General features: G+C 62.5%; 23 protein-coding genes. 13 read left to right on the forward strand and 10 right to left on the reverse strand.

Features of this window, described 5'->3' with window-relative positions; translation table 11 throughout:
* Positions 1-6 precede the first annotated feature (6 nt).
* Positions 7-1,191, reverse strand: a complete 1,185-nt coding sequence (locus NKH13_RS01010) for an acetyl-CoA C-acetyltransferase (protein ID WP_352909956.1) — start codon at positions 1,189-1,191, stop codon at positions 7-9.
* A 278-nt stretch (positions 1,192-1,469) separates the two neighbouring features.
* Between NKH13_RS01010 and phaR the strand changes: the two genes are divergently transcribed.
* Complete coding sequence (gene phaR, locus NKH13_RS01015; protein ID WP_352909958.1) at positions 1,470-2,078, forward strand: polyhydroxyalkanoate synthesis repressor PhaR; 609 nt, start codon at positions 1,470-1,472, stop codon at positions 2,076-2,078.
* A 108-nt stretch (positions 2,079-2,186) separates the two neighbouring features.
* On the opposite strand, the gene NKH13_RS01020 is transcribed toward phaR, so the two are convergent.
* Positions 2,187-2,633 (reverse strand): hypothetical protein, encoded by a 447-nt coding sequence (locus NKH13_RS01020; RefSeq protein WP_352677913.1) that lies wholly within the window; start codon positions 2,631-2,633, stop codon positions 2,187-2,189.
* Positions 2,634-2,668: 35 nt separating this feature from the next.
* Here NKH13_RS01020 and NKH13_RS01025 point away from each other — a divergent pair, with 35 nt between their 5' ends.
* Positions 2,669-3,388 (forward strand): TetR/AcrR family transcriptional regulator, encoded by a 720-nt coding sequence (locus NKH13_RS01025; RefSeq protein ID WP_352909959.1) that lies wholly within the window; start codon positions 2,669-2,671, stop codon positions 3,386-3,388.
* A gap of 40 nt (positions 3,389-3,428) precedes the next feature.
* Here the strand turns inward: NKH13_RS01025 and NKH13_RS01030 are convergent, their stop codons facing one another.
* Complete coding sequence (locus NKH13_RS01030) at positions 3,429-4,577, reverse strand: citrate/2-methylcitrate synthase (protein ID WP_352909961.1); 1,149 nt, start codon at positions 4,575-4,577, stop codon at positions 3,429-3,431.
* Positions 4,578-4,669: 92 nt separating this feature from the next.
* On the opposite strand from NKH13_RS01030, the gene NKH13_RS01035 reads away from it, so the two are divergent.
* From NKH13_RS01035 to NKH13_RS01060, 6 genes are all read left to right on the forward strand, one after another.
* Positions 4,670-5,758 carry a citrate synthase/methylcitrate synthase gene (locus NKH13_RS01035; protein WP_352909964.1) on the forward strand — a complete coding sequence of 363 codons (1,089 nt, stop codon included), beginning with the start codon at positions 4,670-4,672 and terminating at the stop codon, positions 5,756-5,758.
* A gap of 199 nt (positions 5,759-5,957) precedes the next feature.
* On the forward strand, positions 5,958-6,740 hold the full coding sequence (locus NKH13_RS01040) for a 3-hydroxybutyrate dehydrogenase (protein ID WP_352909966.1): 783 nt from the start codon (positions 5,958-5,960) through the stop codon (positions 6,738-6,740).
* Between the two features lie 26 nt (positions 6,741-6,766).
* A complete protein-coding gene (locus NKH13_RS01045) occupies positions 6,767-7,897 on the forward strand; it encodes a patatin-like phospholipase family protein (protein WP_352910775.1) in 1,131 nt (376 codons plus the stop codon).
* 379 nt (positions 7,898-8,276) lie between these two features.
* Positions 8,277-9,488, forward strand: a complete 1,212-nt coding sequence (locus NKH13_RS01050; RefSeq protein ID WP_352909969.1) for an efflux RND transporter periplasmic adaptor subunit — start codon at positions 8,277-8,279, stop codon at positions 9,486-9,488.
* A gap of 2 nt (positions 9,489-9,490) precedes the next feature.
* On the forward strand, positions 9,491-12,667 hold the full coding sequence (locus tag NKH13_RS01055; protein ID WP_352909972.1) for an efflux RND transporter permease subunit: 3,177 nt from the start codon (positions 9,491-9,493) through the stop codon (positions 12,665-12,667).
* Between the two features lie 93 nt (positions 12,668-12,760).
* The gene (locus NKH13_RS01060) at positions 12,761-12,919 is read left to right on the forward strand and encodes a DUF3309 family protein (protein ID WP_023678456.1); all 159 of its coding nucleotides are present in this window, start codon (positions 12,761-12,763) and stop codon (positions 12,917-12,919) included.
* A gap of 66 nt (positions 12,920-12,985) precedes the next feature.
* Here NKH13_RS01060 and NKH13_RS01065 read toward each other — a convergent pair whose 3' ends face one another.
* On the reverse strand, positions 12,986-13,945 hold the full coding sequence (locus tag NKH13_RS01065; RefSeq protein ID WP_352909974.1) for an SDR family oxidoreductase: 960 nt from the start codon (positions 13,943-13,945) through the stop codon (positions 12,986-12,988).
* A gap of 94 nt (positions 13,946-14,039) precedes the next feature.
* On the opposite strand from NKH13_RS01065, the gene NKH13_RS01070 reads away from it, so the two are divergent.
* Positions 14,040-14,951: a LysR family transcriptional regulator gene (locus NKH13_RS01070; RefSeq protein ID WP_352714372.1), complete on the forward strand. Its 912-nt coding sequence runs from the start codon at positions 14,040-14,042 to the stop codon at positions 14,949-14,951.
* On the opposite strand, the gene NKH13_RS01075 is transcribed toward NKH13_RS01070, so the two are convergent.
* From NKH13_RS01075 to NKH13_RS01090, 4 genes are all read right to left on the reverse strand, one after another.
* Positions 14,909-16,090: an MFS transporter gene (locus tag NKH13_RS01075; RefSeq protein WP_352909976.1), complete on the reverse strand. Its 1,182-nt coding sequence runs from the start codon at positions 16,088-16,090 to the stop codon at positions 14,909-14,911. The genes NKH13_RS01070 and NKH13_RS01075 overlap by 43 nt on opposite strands.
* A 169-nt stretch (positions 16,091-16,259) precedes the next feature.
* The gene (locus NKH13_RS01080) at positions 16,260-16,721 is read right to left on the reverse strand and encodes a cupin domain-containing protein (protein ID WP_352909977.1); all 462 of its coding nucleotides are present in this window, start codon (positions 16,719-16,721) and stop codon (positions 16,260-16,262) included.
* A gap of 166 nt (positions 16,722-16,887) precedes the next feature.
* Positions 16,888-17,196: a DUF1244 domain-containing protein gene (locus NKH13_RS01085; protein ID WP_352909978.1), complete on the reverse strand. Its 309-nt coding sequence runs from the start codon at positions 17,194-17,196 to the stop codon at positions 16,888-16,890.
* A gap of 27 nt (positions 17,197-17,223) precedes the next feature.
* On the reverse strand, positions 17,224-18,021 hold the full coding sequence (locus NKH13_RS01090) for an N-formylglutamate amidohydrolase (protein ID WP_352909980.1): 798 nt from the start codon (positions 18,019-18,021) through the stop codon (positions 17,224-17,226).
* Between the two features lie 286 nt (positions 18,022-18,307).
* On the opposite strand from NKH13_RS01090, the gene NKH13_RS01095 reads away from it, so the two are divergent.
* From NKH13_RS01095 to NKH13_RS01105, 3 genes are all read left to right on the forward strand, one after another.
* Complete coding sequence (locus NKH13_RS01095) at positions 18,308-18,754, forward strand: DUF1036 domain-containing protein (protein ID WP_473505739.1); 447 nt, start codon at positions 18,308-18,310, stop codon at positions 18,752-18,754.
* Positions 18,751-20,181, forward strand: a complete 1,431-nt coding sequence (gene pyk, locus NKH13_RS01100) for a pyruvate kinase (RefSeq protein ID WP_352613456.1) — start codon at positions 18,751-18,753, stop codon at positions 20,179-20,181. The genes NKH13_RS01095 and pyk overlap by 4 nt, the downstream gene beginning before the upstream one ends.
* 250 nt (positions 20,182-20,431) lie before the next feature.
* On the forward strand, positions 20,432-21,463 hold the full coding sequence (locus tag NKH13_RS01105) for an NAD(P)H-dependent flavin oxidoreductase (protein ID WP_502908350.1): 1,032 nt from the start codon (positions 20,432-20,434) through the stop codon (positions 21,461-21,463).
* A 150-nt stretch (positions 21,464-21,613) separates the two neighbouring features.
* Here NKH13_RS01105 and NKH13_RS01110 read toward each other — a convergent pair whose 3' ends face one another.
* Together NKH13_RS01110 and ykgO are read right to left on the reverse strand one after the other, a co-directional pair.
* Positions 21,614-22,213 (reverse strand): tetratricopeptide repeat protein, encoded by a 600-nt coding sequence (locus NKH13_RS01110; protein WP_352714361.1) that lies wholly within the window; start codon positions 22,211-22,213, stop codon positions 21,614-21,616.
* 95 nt (positions 22,214-22,308) lie between these two features.
* Entirely contained in the window at positions 22,309-22,434 is a 126-nt protein-coding gene (gene ykgO, locus NKH13_RS01115; RefSeq protein WP_006327841.1) for a type B 50S ribosomal protein L36, read from the reverse strand.
* 251 nt (positions 22,435-22,685) lie between these two features.
* Here ykgO and NKH13_RS01120 point away from each other — a divergent pair, with 251 nt between their 5' ends.
* On the forward strand, positions 22,686-23,108 hold the full coding sequence (locus tag NKH13_RS01120) for a lysozyme inhibitor LprI family protein (protein WP_352909986.1): 423 nt from the start codon (positions 22,686-22,688) through the stop codon (positions 23,106-23,108).
* Positions 23,109-23,164: the final 56 nt, after the last annotated feature.

Consider the following 23,164-nt stretch of genomic DNA (forward strand, 5'->3'; position numbering starts at 1 on the left):
ATCTCATCACAATGCTTCAACGCACATAGCAACACCCATGCCGCCGCCGATGCATAGCGTGGCAAGGCCTTTCTTGGCACTTCTGCGGCGCATTTCGTAGACCAGCGTGTTGAAGATGCGGGCGCCCGAGGCGCCGACCGGATGGCCGATGGCGATGGCGCCGCCATTGACGTTGACGATGGCCGGGTCCCAGCCCATGTCCTTGTTGACGGCGCAGGCCTGCGCGGCGAAGGCCTCGTTGGCTTCGACCAAATCGAGGTCGCCGACCGACCAGCCGGCCTTGGCCAGCGCCTTGCGCGAGGAGGGGATCGGTCCCGTCCCCATGATCTGCGGGTCGACGCCGGCGGTCGCCCAGGAAACGATACGCACCAGCGGTGTGATGCCGCGCCTTGCGGCTTCCGCTTCGGTCATCAGCACTACGGCGGCGGCGCCGTCGTTGATGCCGGAGGCATTGGCAGCGGTTACCGTGCCTTCCTTGTCGAAGGCGGGCTTGAGCTTGGTCATGGCGTCGATTGTCGCGCCGTGGCGGATGTATTCATCCTGGTCGACTATCGTGTCGCCCTTCCTGCCCTTGACTGTGAAGGCAACGATCTCGTCCTTGAATTTTCCGGCTTTCTGTGCAGCCTCGGCCTTGTTCTGGGAAGCCAGTGCGAACTGGTCCTGGTCGTCGCGGGTGATCTGGAACTGGCGGGCGACGTTCTCCGCGGTGTTGCCCATATGATAGCCATAGAAGGCATCGGTCAGGCCGTCCTTGATCATGGTGTCGATCAGCTTGAAGTCGCCCATCTTGACGCCACCGCGCAGATGCTGAGCATGCGGAGCCATCGACATCGATTCCTGGCCGCCGGCAACGATGATCCTCGCGTCGCCCTGGGCGATCTGTTGCATGCCGAGCGCGATGGCGCGCAAGCCGGAGCCGCAGAGCTGGTTCAGGCCCCAGGAGGTCGCCTCCTGGGGTACGCCGGCGGCCATAGCCGCCTGCCGCGCTGGGTTCTGCCCTTGAGCCGCGGTCAGGATCTGGCCGAGAATGACCTCGTCCACCTCCTTGCCGTCGACGCCGGCACGGACCAGCGCTTCCCTGACGGCGACGGCACCCAGTTCATGGGCTGGCGTGTTGGCGAAGGCGCCGTTGAAGGAGCCGACAGGCGTGCGCGCTGCGCTGGCGACAACGATGGCGTTGGAAGCGGACATGTTCTTCTCCAGGCTTTCGGGGAACGATTTCGGGTGCCGTCGGGGACTTTTCTTGCCCTTTCCACAACCCGAGTCAAACCCGAAATGGGTAGGGCGTTGCTCCGTCGCAAGCAGGCCGCGCGTCGCGGCGACGGCAGCCCATCCGTGCTGCGCAGCATAAAATGTTCTCGCACTGCACAAACTGCTTGGATTCATGACGCTTTTGCGCATATCCTTTAAAAAGGCGCAATCGTTACCGGCGGCTTACTTAAGCTGCCCGGTGTCCGGGGAGGATGCAGATGGCCGCAAAAGACGAACCTATTGTTATCAAGAAATATGCCAATCGCCGTCTCTACAATACGGGCACCAGCACCTATGTGACGCTCGAGGATCTCGCTGAAATGGTCAAAAAAGGCGAGGACTTTACTGTCCAGGACGCCAAGACCGGTGACGACATCACGCATCCGGTGCTGACCCAGATCATCTTCGAGCTGGAGAACAAGGACGGGCAGAACATGCTGCCGATCCCGTTCCTGCGTCAGCTCATCGCCTATTATGGCGATCAGATGCAGATGATCGTGCCGAGCTTTCTCGAGCAGTCGATGCTGGCCTTCTCGAAAGAGCAGGAACGCTTTCGCGAGCAGATGAAAGATGCCCTCGGCAAGTCGCCGATGGACATGATGAAGATCGCGACGCCAATCAAGGTGCTGGAGGAGCAGACGCGGCGCAACATGGAGATGTTCCAGAACGCCATGCGGCTGTTCACGCCGTTCCCGCCTGGGGGGTCTGCGCCGGCATCAGCACCGGCCGAACCGGCCAGGAAGGAAACATCGGAAAAACCCGACGACCTTCAGGAGCTGAAGGAGCAGATCGCCGCCATGCAGCGCAAGCTCGACACGATGTCGTGACTGTCGGCCGGCGAAGCGCCGGCCCAAATTTCCCCAGCAGGCCCGTGTCAGAAAACATCTTCGCCTCGTAGGTGAAGGTGTCATCCATGCTCTATTTCGTGGCATGCCCTATTTCGTGGTCACCGTCACCAGAGCGGTAACAGGTTTGCCGTCTACTAGAATGGGCCGGTGATGATCATCGGCAAGAAGCACGCCGATCACGTGTCTGCCGGCGGCATCCGGGCAATGGCCGAAACGGGCCTTGATAAGATCACCGCCAAAGTCGCTGTTCATGCTGTTGTACGGCTTGCCGGGGATGTTGCAGGTGTCTCCGTTGGGATCGATCTTCATATGCACGTGGCCGCATTGCTTGATTTCCCCGCACTCACCCGCAGGGAGCAGCCTGAAGTTGCTCCTGACGACAACGCCTATCGCCTTCTCAGGAGCATTGCCTAGTTCGACAACTGAACCTGCCGTCGGCCAGACGACTTCCAGGGTGGGTCGATCCTCGGCCTCGGCAGATACGAGCGACAATAAGGAGAAAGCGAGGGCAGTCGTTGCGGTGATGCGAAACATGGTAACCTCCGTTGCGATGTAAACGTCGATTACATATGCAGCGCTCGAACACAAGGGAAATAATCAGTGATTACATTCCGCTCTCGTGTTATTTGGCTGAGATGACCAAGACTACTGATTCCGACGAAGCCGGAGATGCCAAGCGATATCATCACGGCAATCTCGTCGAGGCCTTGATCACGGCAACCGTGGAGATCATCGAGGAACGGGGAGCCGAGCATGTGTCCGTACGCGAGGCCGCAAAACGTGCCGGCGTTTCACCCGGCGCACCATTCCGGCATTTTCGATCGAAAACAGCGCTGCTAACCGCAGTCGCCGAACAGGCCATGGATCGGCTGACAAAGGCTGTTGCCAAGGCGCAGTCGAAAATCGACAGCGCAGATCCCATTGAGGCCTTCGAAGCAATCGGACAAGGCTATCTGGAATGGGCAATTACCAACCCCACGCATTTCCAGATCATCAGTTCCCGAACCCTGATTGATTTTGAAGGGTCGGACAGCCTTCGTGATCAGAATGAGGCTATTCGGCGGACGATGATCGACTTGCTGACGCAAGCGCAACAACAGGGTCGGCTTGCTCCCGACACCGACTTTGATCATCTTGTGCTTGCCGCGCGTGCACTCGTTTACGGGTTGGCACGCATGGCGATCGATGGTCATTTCCGGGAATGGCATCCGTCCGAGCCGCCAGCCCTGGCCGCGCAGCGGGCTCTCCGACTTTTCATGAGCCGGATGACCATTCCATCTAAAGCTTAATTCGCCAGCACCCAAAAAGGGGCCGAGATTGCGCCGCCAGCTAATGGAACTCCGGCAACGGTCCCTGGTAGCGGGCGCGTGGTCTGATCAGGCCGCTGCTTGTCACCTGCTCCACGGCATGCGCGGCCCAGCCGACGCTGCGGCCGAGCGCAAACAAGCGGAACGGCGCATCGGACGGCAAGCGGAGGCTGCGCGTCAGCGCGGCCAAGGCGAAATCGACGTTCGGGCGCATGCCCGTTGCCGCAAAGGCCGCATCGCAAAGCCGTACCAGCCCATCATCGACATCGATTGCGGCCAGCAACGGTTCCGCACGCGGATCGCCGTCGGGATAAAGCGGATGGCCAAATCCGGGCAGTGGCCTGTCGTGACCAAGCCAGCGTCCGACAGCCGCATCCGGCCCGAATCTCTGCGCATCCTCCGCCAACATCATGACCGCCTCCGCGGCGGCGCCATGGCGCGGACCGGAGAGCGTGGCGAGGCCGGCAAGCAGGCAGGCCGAAACAGGTGCGCCGGTGGACGCGGCGACCCGCGCGGCGAAGGTCGATGCGTTCAATTCGTGATCGGCCAACAGTACCAGTGAGCGGCGGATCAAGTCTGCGCCGGCCGCATCGAGCGACCATCCCCGCGCCAGCCTTTCGTGCACGGCACCAGTTCCGGGAATCGCGCCGAGCGCCTGAGCCAGAGCGGCGATGGCGCCGGCCGCATCGTGGTTGAGCGAAGCCGATCTGCGGCCGAGCGAAGGCCGGCCGTTAGCCGCCAACGCGGCCAATTCCGCGAAGGCAGCCGGCCGGCCAGTTGCGCCGTTGCCATGGCGGCTCGCCGAGACGAACGACACTGGTGCGTCGGATGCCCAAAGCAGGTTTGCCGTCTGCTCCAGCGTGGCAGTCTCGCAGAGTGCAACCGCATCCTGGCCGCGATAGACGAGGCGGCCGTGCAAAACGGTCGAGATCGTGGTGGCGATTGCCGGCTCACCCCAGGCGATTGCACTTTCGGCGATAGCCTGGGGATTTCGGCCGCGCGCCCGCCGGCTCGCCAGCGCCGCGATGTCGTCGGCGCGATACTGACTGCGGCGTGGGTCGGCCCGATCCGGCCGCATGCCTATGCGTCCGCGGCTGACATAGGCATAGAGCGTCTGAGCGCGCACCTTGAGACGCTCTAAGGCTTCGTCCCGCGTCAGCCACTCCGTCATGTCAGCCTTGGCATGTTGATTCAGTTGATCAAGATTGATGGTCCAGTCGTCAACCCTTATCTACCGCCCAGAAAGGGTCAAGGAGAAAACCAATGGCGAATGGGCTCGATGATGTGGTGGCGGCGGAAACGGTGCTCTCCGATGTCGACGGTCTTGCTGGCCGCCTGACCATCCGGGGCCATTCGTTGCCCGAACTGGCAGGCCGCTGGAAATACGCCGAGGTGGTTCATCTGCTGTTCGACGGCTTTTTCGACGATCTTCCCGGCGACAAGGAACTGGCGAAGGCGATCGGTCGGGCGCGCAGCGAAGTGTTCGAGCAGATCGAACCCTTGCTGCCGTTTCTCGCATCCCTCGATATCTACAGCGCGATGCGCGCCGGCATCGCCGTGCTGCGGGACGGCGACAAATTGCCGGACGCGCTGCGGCTGGTTGCGGCACCCGCCGTGCTGACGCCGGCCTTGCTGCGCTTCCAGCGCGGCGAAAGCCCAATTGCGCCTGATAGCAAGGCCGATCATGCCGCCGACATGCTGCGGATGCTGACCGGCATGGCGGTCTCGCCGAAGTTGGCGAAAGCGCTCGATACCTATCTCGTGACGGTTTGCGACCATGGTCTCAACGCATCGACCTTCGCCACGCGCGTGGTCGCTTCGACGCAAGCCGGGCTTACTTCGGCGGTGCTGGCCGGGCTCGGAGCGCTCAAGGGGCCGCTGCATGGTGGCGCGCCAGGTCCGGTGATCGAGATGCTGGATGCGATCGAGGCGCATGGCGACGCCGCCGGCTGGCTGCGTGACGAGATCGGGCGCGGCCGCCGCATCATGGGCTTCGGGCATCGCATCTACCGCGTGCGCGATCCGCGTGCCGACGTGCTGAAAGCGGTGGTGCGGCAGCTTGGCGCCAAGGGCGAAACCGGCCACCGGCTGGCGTTTGCCGAGCGCGTGGAGCAAGCGGCGCTCGAAGTGCTTCGCATCGCCAAGCCGTCGCGCTCGATCCAGACCAATGTCGAGTTCTTCACAGCGCTCCTGCTGGAAGCGGCGGGCTTTCCGAAAGAGGCGTTCACCAATGTCTTTGCTGCCGGGCGCGTCGCCGGCTGGATTGCCCATGCGCGCGAGCAGCAGACGAGCGGACGGCTGATCCGGCCGCAGTCGCGCTATATCGGGACGGTGCCGGACCTCGTCGCCTAAGGATTTCTCCCCGAATGCTTACGGAAACCGGCCCGCTACAGCCGGTGCCGGACACTCTCTCGTCGAGATGAGAGAGGTCCTCATGACAAAAATTTCATGTCATTGCTCCACACATCCGCTGTTCTTGGGTGACAGAGAGCCTATATGCTGCAGTGCGGCATGGTTCCACGGGAGCCCGCCTCGAAAGGAATAAGCCGCCTTGACCGCCAGAAAAACCGCCATCGTCACCGGTTCCACCTCGGGCATCGGCCTGGCCATTGCCCACGCACTCGCGGCCGAAGGCTGCAACGTCGTCGTCAATTCCTTTTCCGACATCGCCGACGATCACGCCATCGCCGATGCGATCGCGAAGCACCACAAGGTGAAGACCGTCTACATCAAGGCCGACATGTCGAAGCCGGCCGAGTGCCGGGCTTTGGTGGCGAAGGCAGCCGAGGCATTCGGCTCGGTCGAAATCCTGATCAACAACGCCGGCATCCAGCATGTCGCGCCGGTGGAAAGCTTCCCGATCGAGAAGTGGGATGCGATCATCGCCATCAACCTGTCATCGGCCTTCCACACCATCGCCGCCGCCATCCCGCTGATGAAACAGGCCGGTGGCGGCCGGATCGTCAACGTCGCCTCGGCCCACGGCCTTGTCGCCTCGCCGTTCAAGTCGGCCTATGTCTCGGCCAAGCATGGCATTATGGGCCTGACCAAAACAGTTGCCCTGGAGCTGGCGCGCGACAAGATCACCTGCAATGCCATTTGTCCCGGCTATGTGCTGACGCCGCTGGTCGAGGCGCAGATCCCCGACCAGATGAAGGCCAACAAGATGGACCGCGAGACGGTGGTCCGCGAGGTCATGCTCGAAAAGCAGCCGACCAAGGAGTTCGTCACCGTCGAGCAGGTTGCGGCGGCCGCGGTGTTCCTATGCTCGGATGCGGCGGCGCAGATCAACGGCACGCACGTCTCTGTCGACGGCGGCTGGACCGCTCAGTGAGCCTTCCAGCGGTCAAGGGCCACGCTATGCCGAAAAACGGCAAGGCGGAAGAGCCAAAGAAGATCAACATCGCGCTGCAAGGCGGCGGTTCGCACGGGGCGTTTTCCTGGGGCGTGCTCGATCGGCTGCTCGAGGACGGGCGCCTCGATATAACGGCGGTTTCGGGCACCAGCGCTGGCGCCATGAATGCCGTGGCGCTGGCCGACGGTTTCGTCCGCGGCGGGGTCGAGGGCGCGCGGCGCAAGCTCGACGATTTCTGGCGTGCGGTGGCGGCAAAGGGCCGCTTCAGCCCGGTGCAGCGCATGCCTTGGGACGTCGCCTGGGGCAATTGGTCGATCGAGAACACGCCCGGCTATTTCCTGTTCGATACGATGTCTCGGGTATTTTCGCCCTATGTCGCCAATCCGCTCGCCATCAATCCGCTGCGCGACGTGGTCGAACGTGAGATCGATTTCGACAATGTGCGCGCCTGCAAATCGATGGAACTGTTCATTTCCGCTACCAATGTCGAGACCGGCCAGTTGCGGGTCTTCTCGGACGGCGAGATCGACCTCGACACGGTGATGGCGTCGGCCTGCCTGCCGCAATTGTTCCGTGCCGTCGAGATCAAGGGCGTGCCCTATTGGGATGGCGGCTATGGCGGCAACCCGGCACTGTTCCCGTTCTTCAAGACCGCGGCCACCGAGGACGTGCTCTTGGTGCAGATCAATCCGGTGGTCCGCGAGGGGACGCCGAAGAGCGCCAATGAGATCCAGAACCGCATCGACGAGATCACCTTCAATGCCGGGCTGTTGCGCGAATTCCGCTCGATCGCCTTCGTCAAGGAACTGATCGCCGCCGGCCGATTGCCGCACGGCGAATATCGCGACATCCGCATGCACCGCATCGATGCCGACGCAGCATTCAAGGATCTGTCGGCATCGTCCAAAGTCAATGCCGAATGGGCGTTCCTTGCCTATCTGCGCGACCTGGGCCGCACCGCAGCCAGTGATTGGCTGGAAGAAAACTACGACGCCGTAGGCAAGCGGCCGACGATCGATCTGTCCGGCGAGCTCGACGACGGCTTGAAGCCGGTGCGCGGGCCGGCGCCGGGCCGGCGCGTCAAGGAGTTTCTTGCGGCGCGCAAGCAGCCCGAGGCCGCCCGCCGTCCGGCCTAGAACGATTTACCGTTTCACGGAAACGCCGAACCGCTCTATCTTTTTTGACGCAATTCCGGACGGAAAACCGTTTCACACTTTTCCTGGAATTGTTCTGGCTCCTCCGCAAAGCAGATGACATCGCAATCTGTCCAATCATCCTGACACTTGCTGCCAAACCGCTGTTTTGGCGATCAACAGCCGATGCTGCAGCCGCATCTTTGCGGACAAAGCAACAATCCATCAACATTTCTGACTATATTGCGATGCAACTTTGAGGTAGAAGCGCGCTTCGCCGATCACGGCAATTTGAATACGGCCTCGCGCGCACCCATATCGGCGACGCGCCCCAAGTAAAAGATGCGGCCTGGCCGAACCCCGCGCACTGGAAAAAATGACGATGCCGAAATTCAGGTTTCACAAGCTTGCAGCCATTGTTGTGCTCATCGGGTTCGCCGGCTGGATGGCGACAGGCGAATTCTCGTCCGTCGGCAGCGCGTCCGCCGACAACAAGCCCAAGGCAGGAGAGGTCGAGCAGCCCAAGGCCGCCGACTCAGGTAAGCCCCAAACTGGCGAACAGGGGGCTGCCAAGCCGGGGACTGCCGAGGCAGAACAGCCCAAGGCGCCCTTGCGCACGGTCGCGATCATAACCCCGCCGCGGCGCACCTATGCACGCGCTATCCGCATTTCCGGACTGACCGAAGCCGACAAGCGCGCCGTCCTGGCGACACGCGTCGCCGGAGTCATAGACAAGCTGCCGGTCAAGCAGGGTCAGCACGTCAAGACCGGCGACCTCATCCTGATGCTTGCCGCCGAGGAAAAAATCTCGGCGGTCGACAACGCCAAGCAGCTTGTCGTGCAACGTGAGGCCGAGCTGGCTGCGGCCCTGCGGTTGATGAAAACCGGCAATCTGCCGACGCTGCAGCTCGATACGGCCCGCTCCAACCTGTCGCTGGCCAAGTCGCAACTGGACGCCGCGCAAGCTGAGCTCGACCGCAATGAGGTGAAGGCGCCCTTCGACGGCGTTATCGACCGGGTGCCGGTGGAGCTTGGCAGTTCGGTGATGCAGGGCGGCGAGGTGGCTACCATTCTCAGCCTCGATCCGGTGATTGCACGCGGCGAGGTCAGCGAACGCGATCTCGGCTATTTGAAGATCGGCGACAAGGCAAATGTGCGTCTGGTCAGCGGCCAGAATGTCGAAGGCATCGTGCGCTACATCAGCCGGGATGCGTCTTCGGCAACCCGTACCTTCCGGGTCGAAGTCGCCATCCCCAACGCTGATGGTTCCGTACCAGCCGGCATGACGGCCGAAATCGCGCTCAGCGCCCAGCCGACCGACGCCGTGATGCTGCCGCGCTCGGTGGTAACGCTCGGCGACAAGGGCGACCTCGGCATCCGCGCCGTCGACAAGGACGACAAGGTCGTGTTCTTCCCGATCGACCTGGTCGACGACACGCCGACCGGCCTGGTGCTCGGCGGCATTCCGGCCGACGCCCGCATCATCGTCGCCGGCCAGGAGCTGGTGAAGGAAGGCGAAGTGGTCAAGCCGGTCGAGGCCGACCAGGCGACCATTCAAAAGCTGTTGGGCGAAGCGACGACCGGGACGCAGTAATCATGGACATCGTCAAACTTGCAATCAGCAATGCCCGGCTGACCATTTCGGTCCTGGTCTTTCTCATCGTTGCCGGTGCGTTCGCCTACCAGTCGACGCCAAAGGAAGCGGAACCGGATGTTCCTACCCCTTATGTTTACATAAATGTCGCCTATCAAGGCATTGCGCCCGAAGACGCTGAAAGGCTTCTGCTTAGGCCTCTGGAGACAAAGCTCAAGAGTCTCAAGGGGTTAAAGGAGATGAAATCATCCGCCTATCAGGGCGGCGCCTTTGTCTTTCTTGAGTTTCTGCCGTCGATAAAAGTCGACACTGCGGTGACTGATACACGCTCGAAGGTTCAGGACGCGAAGGCTGACCTGCCGCAAGCGGCAGAGGAGCCGGTTATTACCGAGGTCAACATCTCCGAATTCCCCGTCCTTGTCGTGACGCTCTCGGGCGAGGTGCCCGAGCGCGTGCTGACGGCGGCGGCCCGCGAATTGCGCGACCGCATCGAGGAAGTGCCTGGCGTGCTCGAGGGCTCGCTGCAGGGTGCGCGCGACGACCTCGTCGAAGTTGTCATCGATCCGATGAAGCTGTCTTCCTACGGGCTGCAGCTCGACCAGTTGATCAGTGCGGTCGGCGCTTCCAACAGTCTTGTCGCCGCCGGCAACATCGAAGGGTCCGAGGGCAAATACGCGGTCAAGGTGCCGTCGCTTATCGAGACGCCAGAGGATGTGGCGGCGCTTCCGGTCGTCGCCGGCCCCAATGCTGTGGTGCAGGCCAAGGATATCGCCACCATCCGCTCGACCTTCAAGGACGCCGAGACGGTTACCCGCCTCGACGGCAAGCCGGCGATCGCCATCGAGGTGAAGAAGCGCATCGGCTCCAACCTGATCGATACCCTTGCCAAGGTCAGGGAGGTGTCCGACGCCTTCATCAAGACGATGCCGGAGGGCATGCACGTCACCTACACGCAAGACAAGTCCGTCTTCGTGAACCAGTTGCTCGGCGACCTGCAGAACCACGTGATGATCGCCGTCATCCTGGTGTTCATCGTTATCCTCTATGCCCTGTCTGGCCGTGCCTCGCTGCTGATCGGATTGGCCATCCCCTCATCCTTCCTGATCGGCATCCTGTTGCTGGCGATGATGGGCTACACGATCAACATGATCGTGCTGTTCAGTCTCATCCTGGCGGTCGGCATGCTGGTCGACGACGCCATCATCGTCACCGAATTCGCCGAGCGACGCATGAGCGAGGGCATGCCGAAGCAAGAGGCGTTCGCGCTTGCCGCAAAGCGCATGGCCGGCCCGGTCATCGCGGCGACGATGACGCGCATTGCCGCCTTCTCGCCGCTTTTGTTCTGGCCGGGCATCATCGGCGATTTCATGAAGTATATGCCGATTACGCTGATCGTGACGCTCTCGGCCTCGATGCTCTATGCGCTGGTCTTCGCACCGACGCTGGGCGCCATATTCGCCGAGGCGCCAGCACATCACCCCGACGACAATCGCGACGGCTGGTATATGGCCGTGGTCAAGCAGGCGGTGCATTATCCCATCACCGTGCTTGTCCTCACTGTGGCGCTGTTGTTCGGCGTCGGCTACGCCTATTCGAAATTCGGCGCCGGCGTCGAATTCTTCCCGAATGTCGAGCCTGACTACGGCCTGCTCTATGTCCACGCCCGCGGCAATCTTTCGCTTGCCGAAATGGACGCGGCCACCAAGACGGCGGAAAATCGGCTGCTCGGCTGGCCGGGCGTGAAGTCTGTCTATACCCGTGTCGGCAAGACGCAGGGCGGCGGCCAAGACGTTCCGGAAGACGTGGTCGGCGTGATCCAGTACGAATTCGTCGACTGGCGCGAGCGCAAATCGGCGAACTCAATCCTGGACGAACTGCGCGGCGTGATGGCCGACATTCCCGGTGTCGACGTCGAGGTTCGCGTGCCGGAAGCCGGCCCGCCCACCGGCAAGCCGATCCAGATCAGGCTTTCGGCCGTCGATCCGAAGGGCCTTGACGACAAGGCCCGCGCCGTTGCCGCGCGCATTGCCAAGGTGCCCGGCGTCATCGATATTTCCGACGGTCTGGCGCCGCCCGGCGTCGACTGGGCGCTTGAAGTCGATCGCGCCAAGGCGGCGCAGTACGGCATCAGCCCGACCGCGGTCGGGACGGTCGTGCAATTGGTGACCAACGGGCTGAAGCTCAGCGAGTACCGGCCCGCCGGCGCCGATGATGCCGTCGACATCAGACTGCGCCTGCCCGAGGATCGGCGCACGCTGTCGACGCTCGACGAACTCAGGGTGCAGACCGCGCAAGGCTCGGTGCCGATCTCGAACTTCGTCGTGCGCAAGCCGGAGCCGACGGTCGGTATCCTCAACCGCATCGACGGCGCGCGAACGGTGGTCGTCCAGGCCAACGTCGCTGCCGGCGCCCAGGTGGCTGCCGTCCAGCAGGAGGTCACCAAAGCTGTCGCAGACATGAACCTCGGCAGCGGCATTCGCTGGAAGCTTGCCGGTTCGAATGAGGACAGCGCGGAGGCCGGTGCCTTCCTCAGCAAAGCCTTCGGCGCGGCGATCTTCCTGATCTTCATCGTGCTTCTGGCGCAGTTCAACAAGTTCACCAGCGTCTGGCTGGTGCTGTCCTGCGTGGTCATGGCGACGATCGGCGTGTTCCTCGGGCTGCTGCTGACGGGAGAGGCATTCGGTATCGTCATGTCGGGCATCGGTGTCATCGCGCTGGCCGGCGTGGTGGTGAACAACAACATCGTGCTGATCGACACCTATGACCGGTTGCGCGAAGAGGGCTGGGACAAATACGAAGCCGTTCTGCAGACCTGCCGCGAACGTGCCCGCCCGGTGGTGCTGACGGCAGTGTCGGCGATCCTCGGCGTGCTGCCGATCGCTTTCGGCCTCGGCCTCGAAATCTTCCATCATGAGACGACGATCAACGCGCCGTCGACGCAATGGTGGATATCGCTGTCCTCGGCGATCGTCTTCGGGCTGTCCTTCGCCACCGTGCTGACGCTGGTGGTGACGCCGTCGATGCTGATGGTATTCACTCGCGCCAAGGTCAAACCCGGTGCGCGTCGGGGCTGGTTCAGCCGCCTGTTCGGGCGTGGCAAGCCCGAGATCACCTCGGAGGGCCTGGAGGCCGATCTGGGCACCGAACCGGCGATCGCCTTCCCGAAGGCCGCCGAATAGATCGACGTCCCCAATCAAGCAAAGGCCGCCCGGGAACAATGGGCGGCCTTCTGCATTGTTCCGTCATTGCAACCTCAAAGCGAGGATTTTCTGATGACGATCAGCACCATTCTCATCATTATTCTTATTCTTATTCTGATCGGCGCGGTTCCGGCATGGCCGCATTCGCGGTCCTGGGGTTACGGACCATCCGGCATCGTCGGCGTCATTCTGATCGTTGTCCTGGTGCTGCTGTTGATGGGCCGGATCTGACCGCAATCATTGGTCGTGACAAGCGGCGGATGACCATCTGGCCATCCGCCTTTTTTTGGTTTGTTGTTAGGCAACTTTTTGCGTCGTCTTGAGCGTGGCGATGCCGATATCCTCGAGCGCTTCCGACACTGCATTTTCCAGCGGCGTGTGCGGGATCGCACCGATAATGCCTTCCAGCCTGCCTGAAGCCAGCCGGTGCGGCTCGAAGCGGAGATAGGACATCGAAACGATCTCGCGCCACATCGCCACAAACGGGCTGCCGGCACGCAGCACCCACCACGGCATCGAGGTCAGTTTCAGCGAGCGCCCGAGCGCCTTCTCGGCGGCCGCCTTGATCTCCAGGTCGTATACCGCATGGCCAGGAAAGTTCAGCGCGTCGTAGGAGCCGAGCTTGTCGAGATTGTCAGCCAGCCCGACGAAGGCCTTGGCCAGATCTGGCAGAAAGGCCCATTCATGTACCAGATCGACCGGCCCCGGCGCGGTATACACGCCCTTGGTCATCTTGGCGGCAACAACCAGATCGAACCACGATCCGCCGCCGGTGCCGCCGAAGAAATCACCGGCGCGCAGCAGGATCGTGCGCACCCGACCCGCGTCGGCCTCGCGGCGAAACAGATCTTCCATCGCAACGCGGATACGGCCCTTTTCCGTCGTCGGGCGAAACGGCGTGTCTTCGGTGATCACCGCCGGCATCGGCGAGCCGTAATTGTAGACGGTGCCCGGGAAGAGATGCAGCGCGCCATTCGCCCGGCAGGCAGCCATCACATTCTCGGCCATCGGCAGGCATTTGCTCCAGTCGGTGTAGAGTGGGTTGAGGCCGTTGAAAATGATATCAATGCCGTCGGTGGCGCAGATCAGCGCATCGCGGTCGAGCGCGTCGCCGGCGATCGCCGTGGCGCCTTTGAGCTCCGACGGCACCTTGCCGCTGCGGGTGACGGCGCGAACGTCGTAGCCGGCATCGAGGAAGGCCTTGGCCACCGTGCGGCCGAGCCGGCCATTGGCGCCGAGAATTGCGATCTTGGTCATTGTTCGTCTCCGTGTTTGCGCTACGACCGCAATGTGATCTCCTCGCAAACGAATGAAAATTGACTAAAGCTGGCGGTCTGATATTCAATTTTGAATGGATATCGACTGGAACCTGATCAAGAGTTTCGTCACCGTCGCGGAGACCGGCAGCCTGTCGGCGGCCGCACGAAAACTTGCCGCAAGCCAGCCGACGCTCGGCCGCCACATCGCCGAGCTGGAACAGGCGCTCGGCGTCACCCTGTTCCGGCGCGGCCGGCGCGGCTATGCGCTCACGGAAGCGGGCAGCACGCTCTTTGAACGGGGCCGCGCGGTGAGCGAACAAGCGAGCGCCTTTTCGCTGCTGGCGCTGGGATCGGTCGAGGCGATCGAGGGCACGGTGCGCATTGCCGCCAGCGAGGTGGTGGCGGCCTATGTGCTGCCGGAAATGACAGCGAGGCTTGGGACCGAGGAGCCAGGCATCGAGGTCGAGATCGTCGCCTCGAACCAGGTCGAGAATCTGCTGCGTCGCGACGCCGACATTGCCATCCGCATGGTTAAGCCGGCGCAGAGTGAACTGGTCGCGCGCAAGGTGACCGACATTCCGCTCCGCGCCTGCGCGGCAAAATCCTATCTCGACCGGCGTGGCCGTCCGCGCGAGGCCCGCGATCTGGCCGGCCACGATCTGGTCGGCTTCGACCGCAGCGATGAGATCATTCGCGGCTTCGTCCAATTCGGCGTCGCGCTCACCCGCAATGCCTTCCGCTTCAGGACCGACAATCAGATCGTGCTTTGGGAGGCGGTGCGGGCGGGAAACGGCATCGGCTTTGGCCAGGAGCCGCTGGCTGAGCGCGATGCGCTGGTCGAGACAGTGCTGCCGGGTCTCCCGCTGCCGACGCTGCCGGTGTGGCTGGCGATGCACCGGGACGTGCGTACCAGCGTGCGCATCCGCCGCGTGGCGGATTTCCTGTACGAAGAGTTCAAGCGCTATTCAGCCGGTGCAGGCTCGGCAGCAAATTCGGCGCGGTGAGCGAGCCCAGCCATCACCAGCACGACGATCAGTAGCCCAGAGAGAGCGACGAAGATCGGGCCGAAGCTCGAGTGTTCGGCGATGAAGCCGATCGCCGACGGCGCCACCAGAATGCCTGAGTAACCCATTGTGGTGACGACGCTCATGCCGGTGCCGGACGCCATGCCCTCCTGGTTGCCGCCGGCCGAAAAGATGATCGGCACCATGTTGGCAATGCCGAGGCCGCAAAAGGCAAAGGCGGCAATGGCCAGCCAAGGCGAGGGAGCCAGCCCGGCCACCAGCATGCCGGCAGCAGCGGCAAGGGCCGAGGCGCGCAGCGTCGTAACGGCACCGAAACGGTTGCGGACGCCATCGCCGAGAAAGCGCATGACGGCCATGACGCCGGAAAAGGCGGCATAGGCCAGGCCTGCGATGGCAAGATCGGCGCCGAGCTCCTGCCTGAGATACAGCGCCGCCCAGTCGAGTACCGCACCTTCGGAGATCATCGTCAGCAGCGCCATCAGCCCAACCAGATAGACCAGCGGGTTTGCCGGCAGCGCAAATTTGTGGTGCTCGGCGACTGGGTGCTTGTCCTCGACGATCAGGTAGCGGATCGCTACGGCGATGACGGCAAAGGCAAGAGCCGTCACCACTGTCGCATGGGCGAGGTGACCGTAGTTCTGGATGGCGAAACCGCCCAAAGCGCCGCCGGCGAAACCGCCAAGGCTCCAGAAGCCGTGCGAGGACGACATGATGGCGCGAGCCAGCCGCCGTTCGACTGCCACTGCATTGGCATTCATGGCGACGTCCATGCCGCCGATCGAACCGCCGAAGATGAACATGGCCACGGCCGCCAAGGGCACGTTGGGGGCCAGAGCCACGACCAAAAGGCCGAAGCTGCCGACAAGTCCGAACCAGCACAGCACCGTGCGCGAGCCATGCTTCGAGATGAGATGGCCGCACCAGGTCATGGCAGTGACGGCGCCGGCGCCGAACAAAAGGATCAGCAGGCCGAGCGTGAACTTGCTGATGTCCAGCCGGGTCAGGAACACCGGGATCTGCGGCGCCCAGCTGCCGGTCAGGAAGCCGTTGGCGAGGAAGATGCCGGCCACTGCCCAGCGTCCACGAATCGCGATTTGCGTGATTTTCTGCGCGTCCATCGGGTAGAATCCGGTCCGGAAATGGCTTTGCGCGGCAAATTAGATCGATTCAATTCACAGTCAAGCGCTCTTCGCCGAAAGTGCTTGGACCAGACGGCGCCATGATGCGCCGGTCGGCGCTACGTCCTCTCGCGTCGGCCAACCATCTCGGCGGTCCACTCCGAAATCCCTACTGCTCGGGATAAGGCGTGCCATCCTTGTGCACAAACCGGCCGTCGGCGTTGGTGCTCATCATGTCGATGTCGGAGCAGGTGGTTACGTCGGCGGGCCAACGCGAACCAACTTCGAGATAGATCGCTGTCGCGTCCGATTTGTTGATCATGTGATGGCCGTTGCCTGAGCCTTTCGGAAAGGCCGCGCAATCGCCGGCGCGCAGCACCGTCTCGCCGGCATCTTCGATGAGCGTCAGCTCGCCTTCAAGCACGTAGACGAATTCGTCTTCGTGCGAATGCCAGTGGCGCTGGCTCGACCAGTTGCCCGGCTGCAGGCGCATGAGATTGATGCCGAAGTCGGTGAGCCCGCCGGCGTTGCCCAGCCGCTGCCGCACGCGTTCGGCACAAGGTGCATCGAACGGCGGTGGATAGGATGAGCCCTTGCGTCCGGGCACGTCGGCAATGTCGATCTTAGGCACGGTAGTCCTCCTATTGGCGGCAAAAACCATTCGTGAAGGTCGTTCAGTGCGATGGATTGTGACCCTAGAACGGTTCATCGTTTCACGGAAACGCCGAACCGTTCTATCCTTTGTCTTTGACGCAAATTCCGGACGGAAAACCGTTCACACTTTTCCCGGAATTGCTCTAGTGATCCCTGGGGCGTCTTGCCTCGAACTCGGCCTTCTTGGCATCGGAGGCTTCGACCTGGTTCAGTGCCTGCCACTCGGCATAGGGCATGCCGTAGATGACCTCGCGCGACTCTTCCTTGCTGAGTTCGACACCTTCGGCTCGCGCCGCGTCGCGGTACCAGTTGGACAGGCAGTTGCGGCAGAAGCCGGCGAGGTTCATCAGGTCGATGTTCTGCACATCGGAACGCTCACGCAGATGCGCGACCAGCCGGCGGAAGGCAGCGGCTTCGAAATCGCGCTTTTGTTCGTCTCTGAGTTCGGTCATGTCCTATTGGCCTCCCTTGGGCCTCCATCATACCGGCCCGGTGCGCGAGCCGAATATTTTCACCGCATGTATATCGGCACGTCGATCTATCGCGTCAACGATCGGCGCCAGCCGTTCGGCCCAGGCGAGGGCACCCTTGCGGTCGGCGATCAGGTCCTGGCGGATCTCGAGCAGCGCATGGGCAAAGCCGTTGACGATGGCGTGCCTGAACATGGTATCGCCGCGCAGTGCGCCGTCATAGGGTTCGTTATCGCCGACGATGAGGCTGTTGTCCTCGGCGAGCATGTCGATCAGCGGCCGTGCCACCCGGTCGTCGATGTCCCACAATATGCCGACGTGCCACGGCCGCACGTAACCCTGCATGGTCGGTGTGAAGGAATGCACCGAAAAGATGAAGGGTGCGCGCGCGGATGCTTGCGCTACAGAGGCGATCATGGCGCCGACGGCATCATGATAGGGGCGGTAAAAACGGTCCAGCCGTCTTTCGCGCTCCTCCGGCGCCATTGGGTAATTTCCCGGGATGACGGTGCCGTCATAGAGCTGGCGAATCAGCGTTGGATCGTCTTCGCCGCGATTGGGGTCGATCAGCAGTCGCGAAAAATTGGCAAGCACCGCCGGAACGCCGAGCAGACTTGCGAGTTCGCGGGTTACAGTCTCGACGCCGATGTCGTAGGCGATGTGGCGGTCGAACTCCGCCGCCGGCAGCCCGAGGCTGCCATACTCCTCCGGTAGGTCGCGGCGGGCGTGATCGGCCAAAAGCACCATGCCGCGCTTGCGGTCGCCTTCGACGATGTCGAAAGGCGCGAAAACTGTGGATCGGGTCATTGGCGGGAAAGGTCTGTTCGCTGGCTTCCGGGGAGGGTGGTATCGTCATTCCACGAAGAGAACGCTCGCGCAATGCCGTTGTTTGGCCACGGTTTCTGCCAAAAAACTGAGCAGGGGCGACAGCAAGCGCGCCAGAGCCTTCTAAATCGATTGGAATTGGACAGATCGGCGCGTTGACATGCGTGCGGACTTTTCCGAAAAGGGGCGTTGAGAGATGCAAATGTGGTTCTTGAGGGGTTTCGGGATGGGTTTCGCCGGCAGGCTGCGCGTGCGCCATGCCTTGGCCATGCCGCTCCTGATACCGGCCATGGGCCTTTTCGCGGTGATTTCGGCCTCTCCGGCACGGGCCGATTTCCGGGTCTGCAACGCCACGCAGAACCTGGTCGGTGTCGGCATCGGCTATCGCGCCAAAGCCGGCTGGATCACCGAAGGCTGGTGGCACATCGAAGGATCGAGCTGCAAGACGCTGATCGAGGGACCGTTGTCATCAAGATTTTACTATCTTTATGCAGAAGACGCCGAGCGCGGCGGACGCTGGGATGGCCCGATCAACATGTGCGTGGCCGAAAAAGAGTTCAAGATCGCCGGCGTTACCGATTGCGTCGCCCGGGGCTTTCAGCGCGCCGGATTCCAGGAATATGACACGGGCGAGCAGGCAAGCTGGATGGTCCAGCTGACTGACGAGCCCGCAACGGATGGCGCTCCAGCCGCCCCGGGAACAAACAGTCAATGAGACGCAGCCGCAAGGTCAAGATCCTCGCCACCATCGGTCCGGCCTCCTCGTCCGAGGAGATGCTGAAGAAGCTGTTCGAAGCCGGCGCCGACGTGTTCCGCATCAATATGAGCCACACCGACCATGAATTGATGCGGACGCTTGTCGGCCGCATTCGTGCCGTCGAGGAGGCGGTCGGCCGGCCGATCGGCGTTCTCGCCGACCTGCAAGGGCCAAAGCTGCGCGTCGGCAAGTTCGCCAACGGCAAAGAAGTGCTGACCGTCGGCCAGACCTTCACGCTCGACGACAATCCCGAACCCGGCAATTCGACGAGGGTCTACCTGCCGCATCCCGAAATCCTGCGTTCGGTCGAGGCTGGTCATCGCCTGCTGATCGACGACGGCAAGCTCGAGCTCAAGGCGGTCAGCAGCAACGGCAAGGCGATCGTCTGCACCGTCGTCGCCGGCACGACCATTTCCGACAAGAAGGGCGTCAGCCTGCCCGACACCGACCTGCCGGTCGGCGCGCTGACGGAAAAGGACCGCAGGGATCTCGACGCGGTTCTGGCGACCGGCGTCGACTGGGTGGCGCTGTCCTTCGTGCAGCGGCCCGAGGACCTGGCCGAGGCGCGCAAGATCGCACGCGGCCGGGCGCTGATCATGGCCAAGATCGAAAAGCCGCAGGCCGTCGCCCGGCTGGCCGAGATCATCGAGCTCTCGGATGCGCTGATGGTTGCCCGCGGCGATCTCGGCGTCGAGATGCCGCTCGAAGCCGTGCCTGGCATCCAGAAGCAGATCACCCGCGCCGCGCGCCGCGCCGGCAAGCCGGTGGTGATCGCCACGCAGATGCTGGAATCGATGATCACCGCGCCGGTGCCGACCCGTGCGGAGGTCTCGGACGTGTCGATCGCGGTGTTCGAAGGCGCCGACGCGATCATGCTTTCGGCAGAGTCCGCCGCCGGCGCCTATCCGGTCGAGGCGGTGGCGATGATGAACCGGATCGCCACCAAGGTCGAAACCGACCCGACCTATGCCGGAATTATCAACGCGCAGCGCTCGGAACCGGAAGCGACCGGAGCCGACGCGATCTCGCTCGCCGCCCGCGAAATAGCCGAGACGCTGAAGCTGTCGGCGATCATCACCTATACCGCGTCCGGCACAACCGGCCTGCGCGCCGCGCGCGAGCGGCCGCAAGTGCCGATCGTGGCGCTGTCGCCGATCCTCAACACGGCGCGGCGGCTGTCGCTGCTGTGGGGCACGCATTGCGTCGTCTCCCCCGATGCCAGCGACCTCGACGACATGGTCGACCGCGCCTGCCGCATCGCCTTCGACGAGGGCTTCGGCAAGCCGGGCGACCGCGTCATCATCACCGCCGGCGTGCCGCTGAGGACGCCGGGCTCGACTAACATGCTGCGCATCGCCTATGTCGGATCGGAAGTCGGGCGCTAATGTCGGCGGCGGCTGCCGGATGGGCCGGCTGCATGGCGCGTCGTAAACGCGGCGCCAGCCCGGCGCATCGACGGCAGTTGGGTTAGGATCGACGCCGAACTCCGCCAGCTTGCACCAGCCTGCGGCCGGCCGTGAAGCGCTTCGAAGGCCCTATCCGACTTGAGCTGGAAGTCAGTTAAGGTAATCTCTCCTGGGAGAAAGAGGAGGGTGATCCAATGTGGATGCGCACTGATCTTCTGGACTCCTCGGCATTGAGCACCCGATAATCCAGGCGCCGATGAGCGGCATCACCACGCCGGAACTGGCGGCGGCAGTCAGCAATGCCGGGGCGCTTGGCTCGCTCGGATGCGGCATTCTGCCTGCGGCAGCTATCCGCGAGCAGCTCACGGCGACACAGCACGCTACCAATCGCCCGATCAACGTCAACTTCTTTGCGCACCCGGCGCCGGCACACGATGATGCGGCAGCCCAAAGTATGCGCGACCGCCTTCGCGGCTGCTATGAGGAGGTCGGCCTCGGACCGGTGCCCGAGCCGGGCGAGCCCTTCCCCACCTTCGATCGTGAGCGTCTCGAAATTGTGCTCGAGCTGCGCCCGAAGGTGGTCAGCTTCCACTTCGGCCTACCCGACACCGCAATTGTGCAGAAGTTGAAGGCCGCTGGCTGTACTGTCTTGTGTTCAGCTACCACCGTCTCGGAGGCGCGCCAGCTTGAGGCAGGAGGGGTGGACGCCATTATCGCCCAGGGATACGAGGCGGGTGGGCATCGCGGCACATTCACTGGCGACCCTGCTATCGGCACTGCCGGCACTATGGCTCTCGTACCGCAGATTGTTGATGCCGTGCGAGTGCCTGTAATTGCCGCCGGCGGTATCTTTGACGGTCGCGGCATTGCTGCCAGCTTTGCACTTGGTGCATCTGGTGTGCAGATCGGCACGGCTTTCCTGGCCTGTCCTGAAGCCAATGTGCAGCCAGTCTATCGCATAGCATTGCGCTCGGCCAACGACGAGAGCACGTCGGTGACTCGCTGCTTCACTGGCCGCCCAGCGCGCGTGGTGCGCAACCGGTTTGTGATGGAAATGGCTGGTGAGGAAGATGCTGCGCTGGCGTTTCCGCTACAGGTGAGTCTGGTCATGCCGCTTTCGATGGCAAAGGATGAAAGCAAGCGGGCTGACTTCTTGCCTATTTGGGCCGGGCAGGGCGTTGCGAAGCTGCGGGAAATGCCGGCCGCCGCCCTTGTGGAGAAACTCGTCACGGAAGCAAGCGGCATAGATCGAGGGGAGTAGGGGAGTAGGGGAGTAGGGGAGTAGGGGAGTAGGGGAGTAGGGGAATAGGGGAATAGGGGAGTAGGGGAGTAGGGCGCATGTGTTCCACAGTGCAATCTGCACCTCTCACATACTGCCTCACTCCCCTATTCCCCTACTCCCTTACTGGTCTCAAATGCCTTCGCCGGCAAGCTCCTCGGAAAGTGCGGCGACCTGGTCCTGGGCGCTGCGCATCATCGGATAGATCCCGAGAACGCGCTGCCAGGCCTCGAGCGCCGACTGCTTGTGGCCGGTTTCGGCCATGATCTGGGCCAGGCCCGAAAGCGCGCCGAAATGGCGTGGTTCGAGCTGCAGGGTGCGGTCGATGTCCGCCATCGACTTCCCGTAGTTCTTCATCATGAAATGAACAGTGGCGCGCCGGTTCCAGCCTTCCGCATAGGTCGGCTGCAAAGTCACCACCTGATCGAGGAAATCGAGTGCAACATCGAATTTCTGGTTTTCAATCGCCTTTTGCGACCATTGCATCATCAGGTCGATAGAGGCGCTGCCCGACTGGGACCACTCGCTGCCGATGCGTCCGGCGATGCGCTCGGCCGCCTTTTCATTACGTTCGCGCTTGAGATCGGCAAACAGCTGATCGAGCCGCGCCTGTTTCGTCTTGACGACCGGAGGGGCTGTCGGCGGAGCTGTAGTCGGATCTTCAGCCCACGCCGGCAGCGAGACAGCGCCGGAAACGAGGAAAGCCGTGAAAAATGCAAAAAGAATCCGCATCGCGGGAATCTAGCCCCCGACGCCGGATCGTCAAACTGAATTTAGCGTGAGAGGCGTATCATGCGCACGGAGGCACGTAGCCTCCGGTCGAAAACTCAACCTTGGCGCGCCTTGTAGCGCGGCGCCGTCTTGTTGATGATGTAGACGCGGCCCTTGCGACGAACCAGCTGGTTGTCGCGGTGACGCGCCTTCAACGCCTTGAGCGAATTCTTGATCTTCATGGTCTTGCCCGTCGGTCTGGGCCCGGTCCCGGGCCGAATTATTAAGGCGCGCCCACAGACGCGCCTTTGAACTGTGTGTGGCTCATAGACGAGGAGCCTTGCCCGTGTCAACCGCAAGTGCTTGCCGTGAGCGTGTTGCCTAAACGATACGGACCGTTTCGTATCATCAAAGTATCCGCCGCTGGGGCCTGCGGCATTGCGCGGGCTTGAGACGGCTGGAATGATGCGGTTGCCGCGAATTGGAGATCATCATGCGCCGAATTCTTGTGTCCGCCTGTCTTGTCGTCTTTGCGGCAGGTTCTGTTGCCCATGCGCAGGAATGCGACCGCAACGACGACAGCCAGCAGATGATGAACATCTGCGCCGACGAGGACACCAAATCCGCCGACGTTAAGCTCAACAAGGCCTACCAGGATCTCATCGGCGGAAGCGATGCAAAAGCCAGGAGGCTGTTGCAGACGGCGCAGCGCGCCTGGATCGCCTTTCGCGACGCGGAATGCAGCTATTCCGCCGCGGACAGCGAAGGCGGCTCGATCTATCCGATGCTGGTATCGGAATGCCTGACACGGCTGACCGACGACCGCACCAAGCAGCTCACCGCCGATTCGACCTGCGCGGAAGGCGATGTGAGTTGCGCCAGTCCCGACGAGGACGAGAGCGGCGACATCCAGTAAGCGTAGGTTCTAACTTTTTGTTTGAGCATGATCTCTTCCGAAAACCGGATTCCACC

Origin of the sequence: Mesorhizobium sp. M1348 (assembly GCF_040317925.1) — a bacterium.
Taxonomy (GTDB): Bacteria; Pseudomonadota; Alphaproteobacteria; order Rhizobiales; family Rhizobiaceae; genus Mesorhizobium.

Excerpts from the sequence above, each read along its gene's own strand:
- NKH13_RS01010 (WP_352909956.1), bottom strand. The coding sequence starts at position 1,191 with ATGTCCGCTTCCAACGCCATCGTTGTCGCCAGCGCAGCGCGCACGCCT.
- phaR (WP_352909958.1), top strand. The coding sequence starts at position 1,470 with ATGGCCGCAAAAGACGAACCTATTGTTATCAAGAAATATGCCAATCGC.
- NKH13_RS01020 (WP_352677913.1), bottom strand. The coding sequence starts at position 2,633 with ATGTTTCGCATCACCGCAACGACTGCCCTCGCTTTCTCCTTATTGTCG.
- NKH13_RS01025 (WP_352909959.1), top strand. The coding sequence starts at position 2,669 with ATGCAGCGCTCGAACACAAGGGAAATAATCAGTGATTACATTCCGCTC.
- NKH13_RS01030 (WP_352909961.1), bottom strand. The coding sequence starts at position 4,577 with ATGACGGAGTGGCTGACGCGGGACGAAGCCTTAGAGCGTCTCAAGGTG.
- NKH13_RS01035 (WP_352909964.1), top strand. The coding sequence starts at position 4,670 with ATGGCGAATGGGCTCGATGATGTGGTGGCGGCGGAAACGGTGCTCTCC.
- NKH13_RS01045 (WP_352910775.1), top strand. The coding sequence starts at position 6,767 with ATGCCGAAAAACGGCAAGGCGGAAGAGCCAAAGAAGATCAACATCGCG.
- NKH13_RS01050 (WP_352909969.1), top strand. The coding sequence starts at position 8,277 with ATGCCGAAATTCAGGTTTCACAAGCTTGCAGCCATTGTTGTGCTCATC.
- NKH13_RS01055 (WP_352909972.1), top strand. The coding sequence starts at position 9,491 with ATGGACATCGTCAAACTTGCAATCAGCAATGCCCGGCTGACCATTTCG.
- NKH13_RS01060 (WP_023678456.1), top strand. The coding sequence starts at position 12,761 with ATGACGATCAGCACCATTCTCATCATTATTCTTATTCTTATTCTGATC.
- NKH13_RS01065 (WP_352909974.1), bottom strand. The coding sequence starts at position 13,945 with ATGACCAAGATCGCAATTCTCGGCGCCAATGGCCGGCTCGGCCGCACG.
- NKH13_RS01070 (WP_352714372.1), top strand. The coding sequence starts at position 14,040 with ATGGATATCGACTGGAACCTGATCAAGAGTTTCGTCACCGTCGCGGAG.
- NKH13_RS01075 (WP_352909976.1), bottom strand. The coding sequence starts at position 16,090 with ATGGACGCGCAGAAAATCACGCAAATCGCGATTCGTGGACGCTGGGCA.
- NKH13_RS01085 (WP_352909978.1), bottom strand. The coding sequence starts at position 17,196 with ATGACCGAACTCAGAGACGAACAAAAGCGCGATTTCGAAGCCGCTGCC.
- NKH13_RS01090 (WP_352909980.1), bottom strand. The coding sequence starts at position 18,021 with ATGACCCGATCCACAGTTTTCGCGCCTTTCGACATCGTCGAAGGCGAC.
- NKH13_RS01095 (WP_473505739.1), top strand. The coding sequence starts at position 18,308 with ATGCCGCTCCTGATACCGGCCATGGGCCTTTTCGCGGTGATTTCGGCC.
- pyk (WP_352613456.1), top strand. The coding sequence starts at position 18,751 with ATGAGACGCAGCCGCAAGGTCAAGATCCTCGCCACCATCGGTCCGGCC.
- NKH13_RS01110 (WP_352714361.1), bottom strand. The coding sequence starts at position 22,213 with ATGCGGATTCTTTTTGCATTTTTCACGGCTTTCCTCGTTTCCGGCGCT.
- ykgO (WP_006327841.1), bottom strand. The coding sequence starts at position 22,434 with ATGAAGATCAAGAATTCGCTCAAGGCGTTGAAGGCGCGTCACCGCGAC.
- NKH13_RS01120 (WP_352909986.1), top strand. The coding sequence starts at position 22,686 with ATGCGCCGAATTCTTGTGTCCGCCTGTCTTGTCGTCTTTGCGGCAGGT.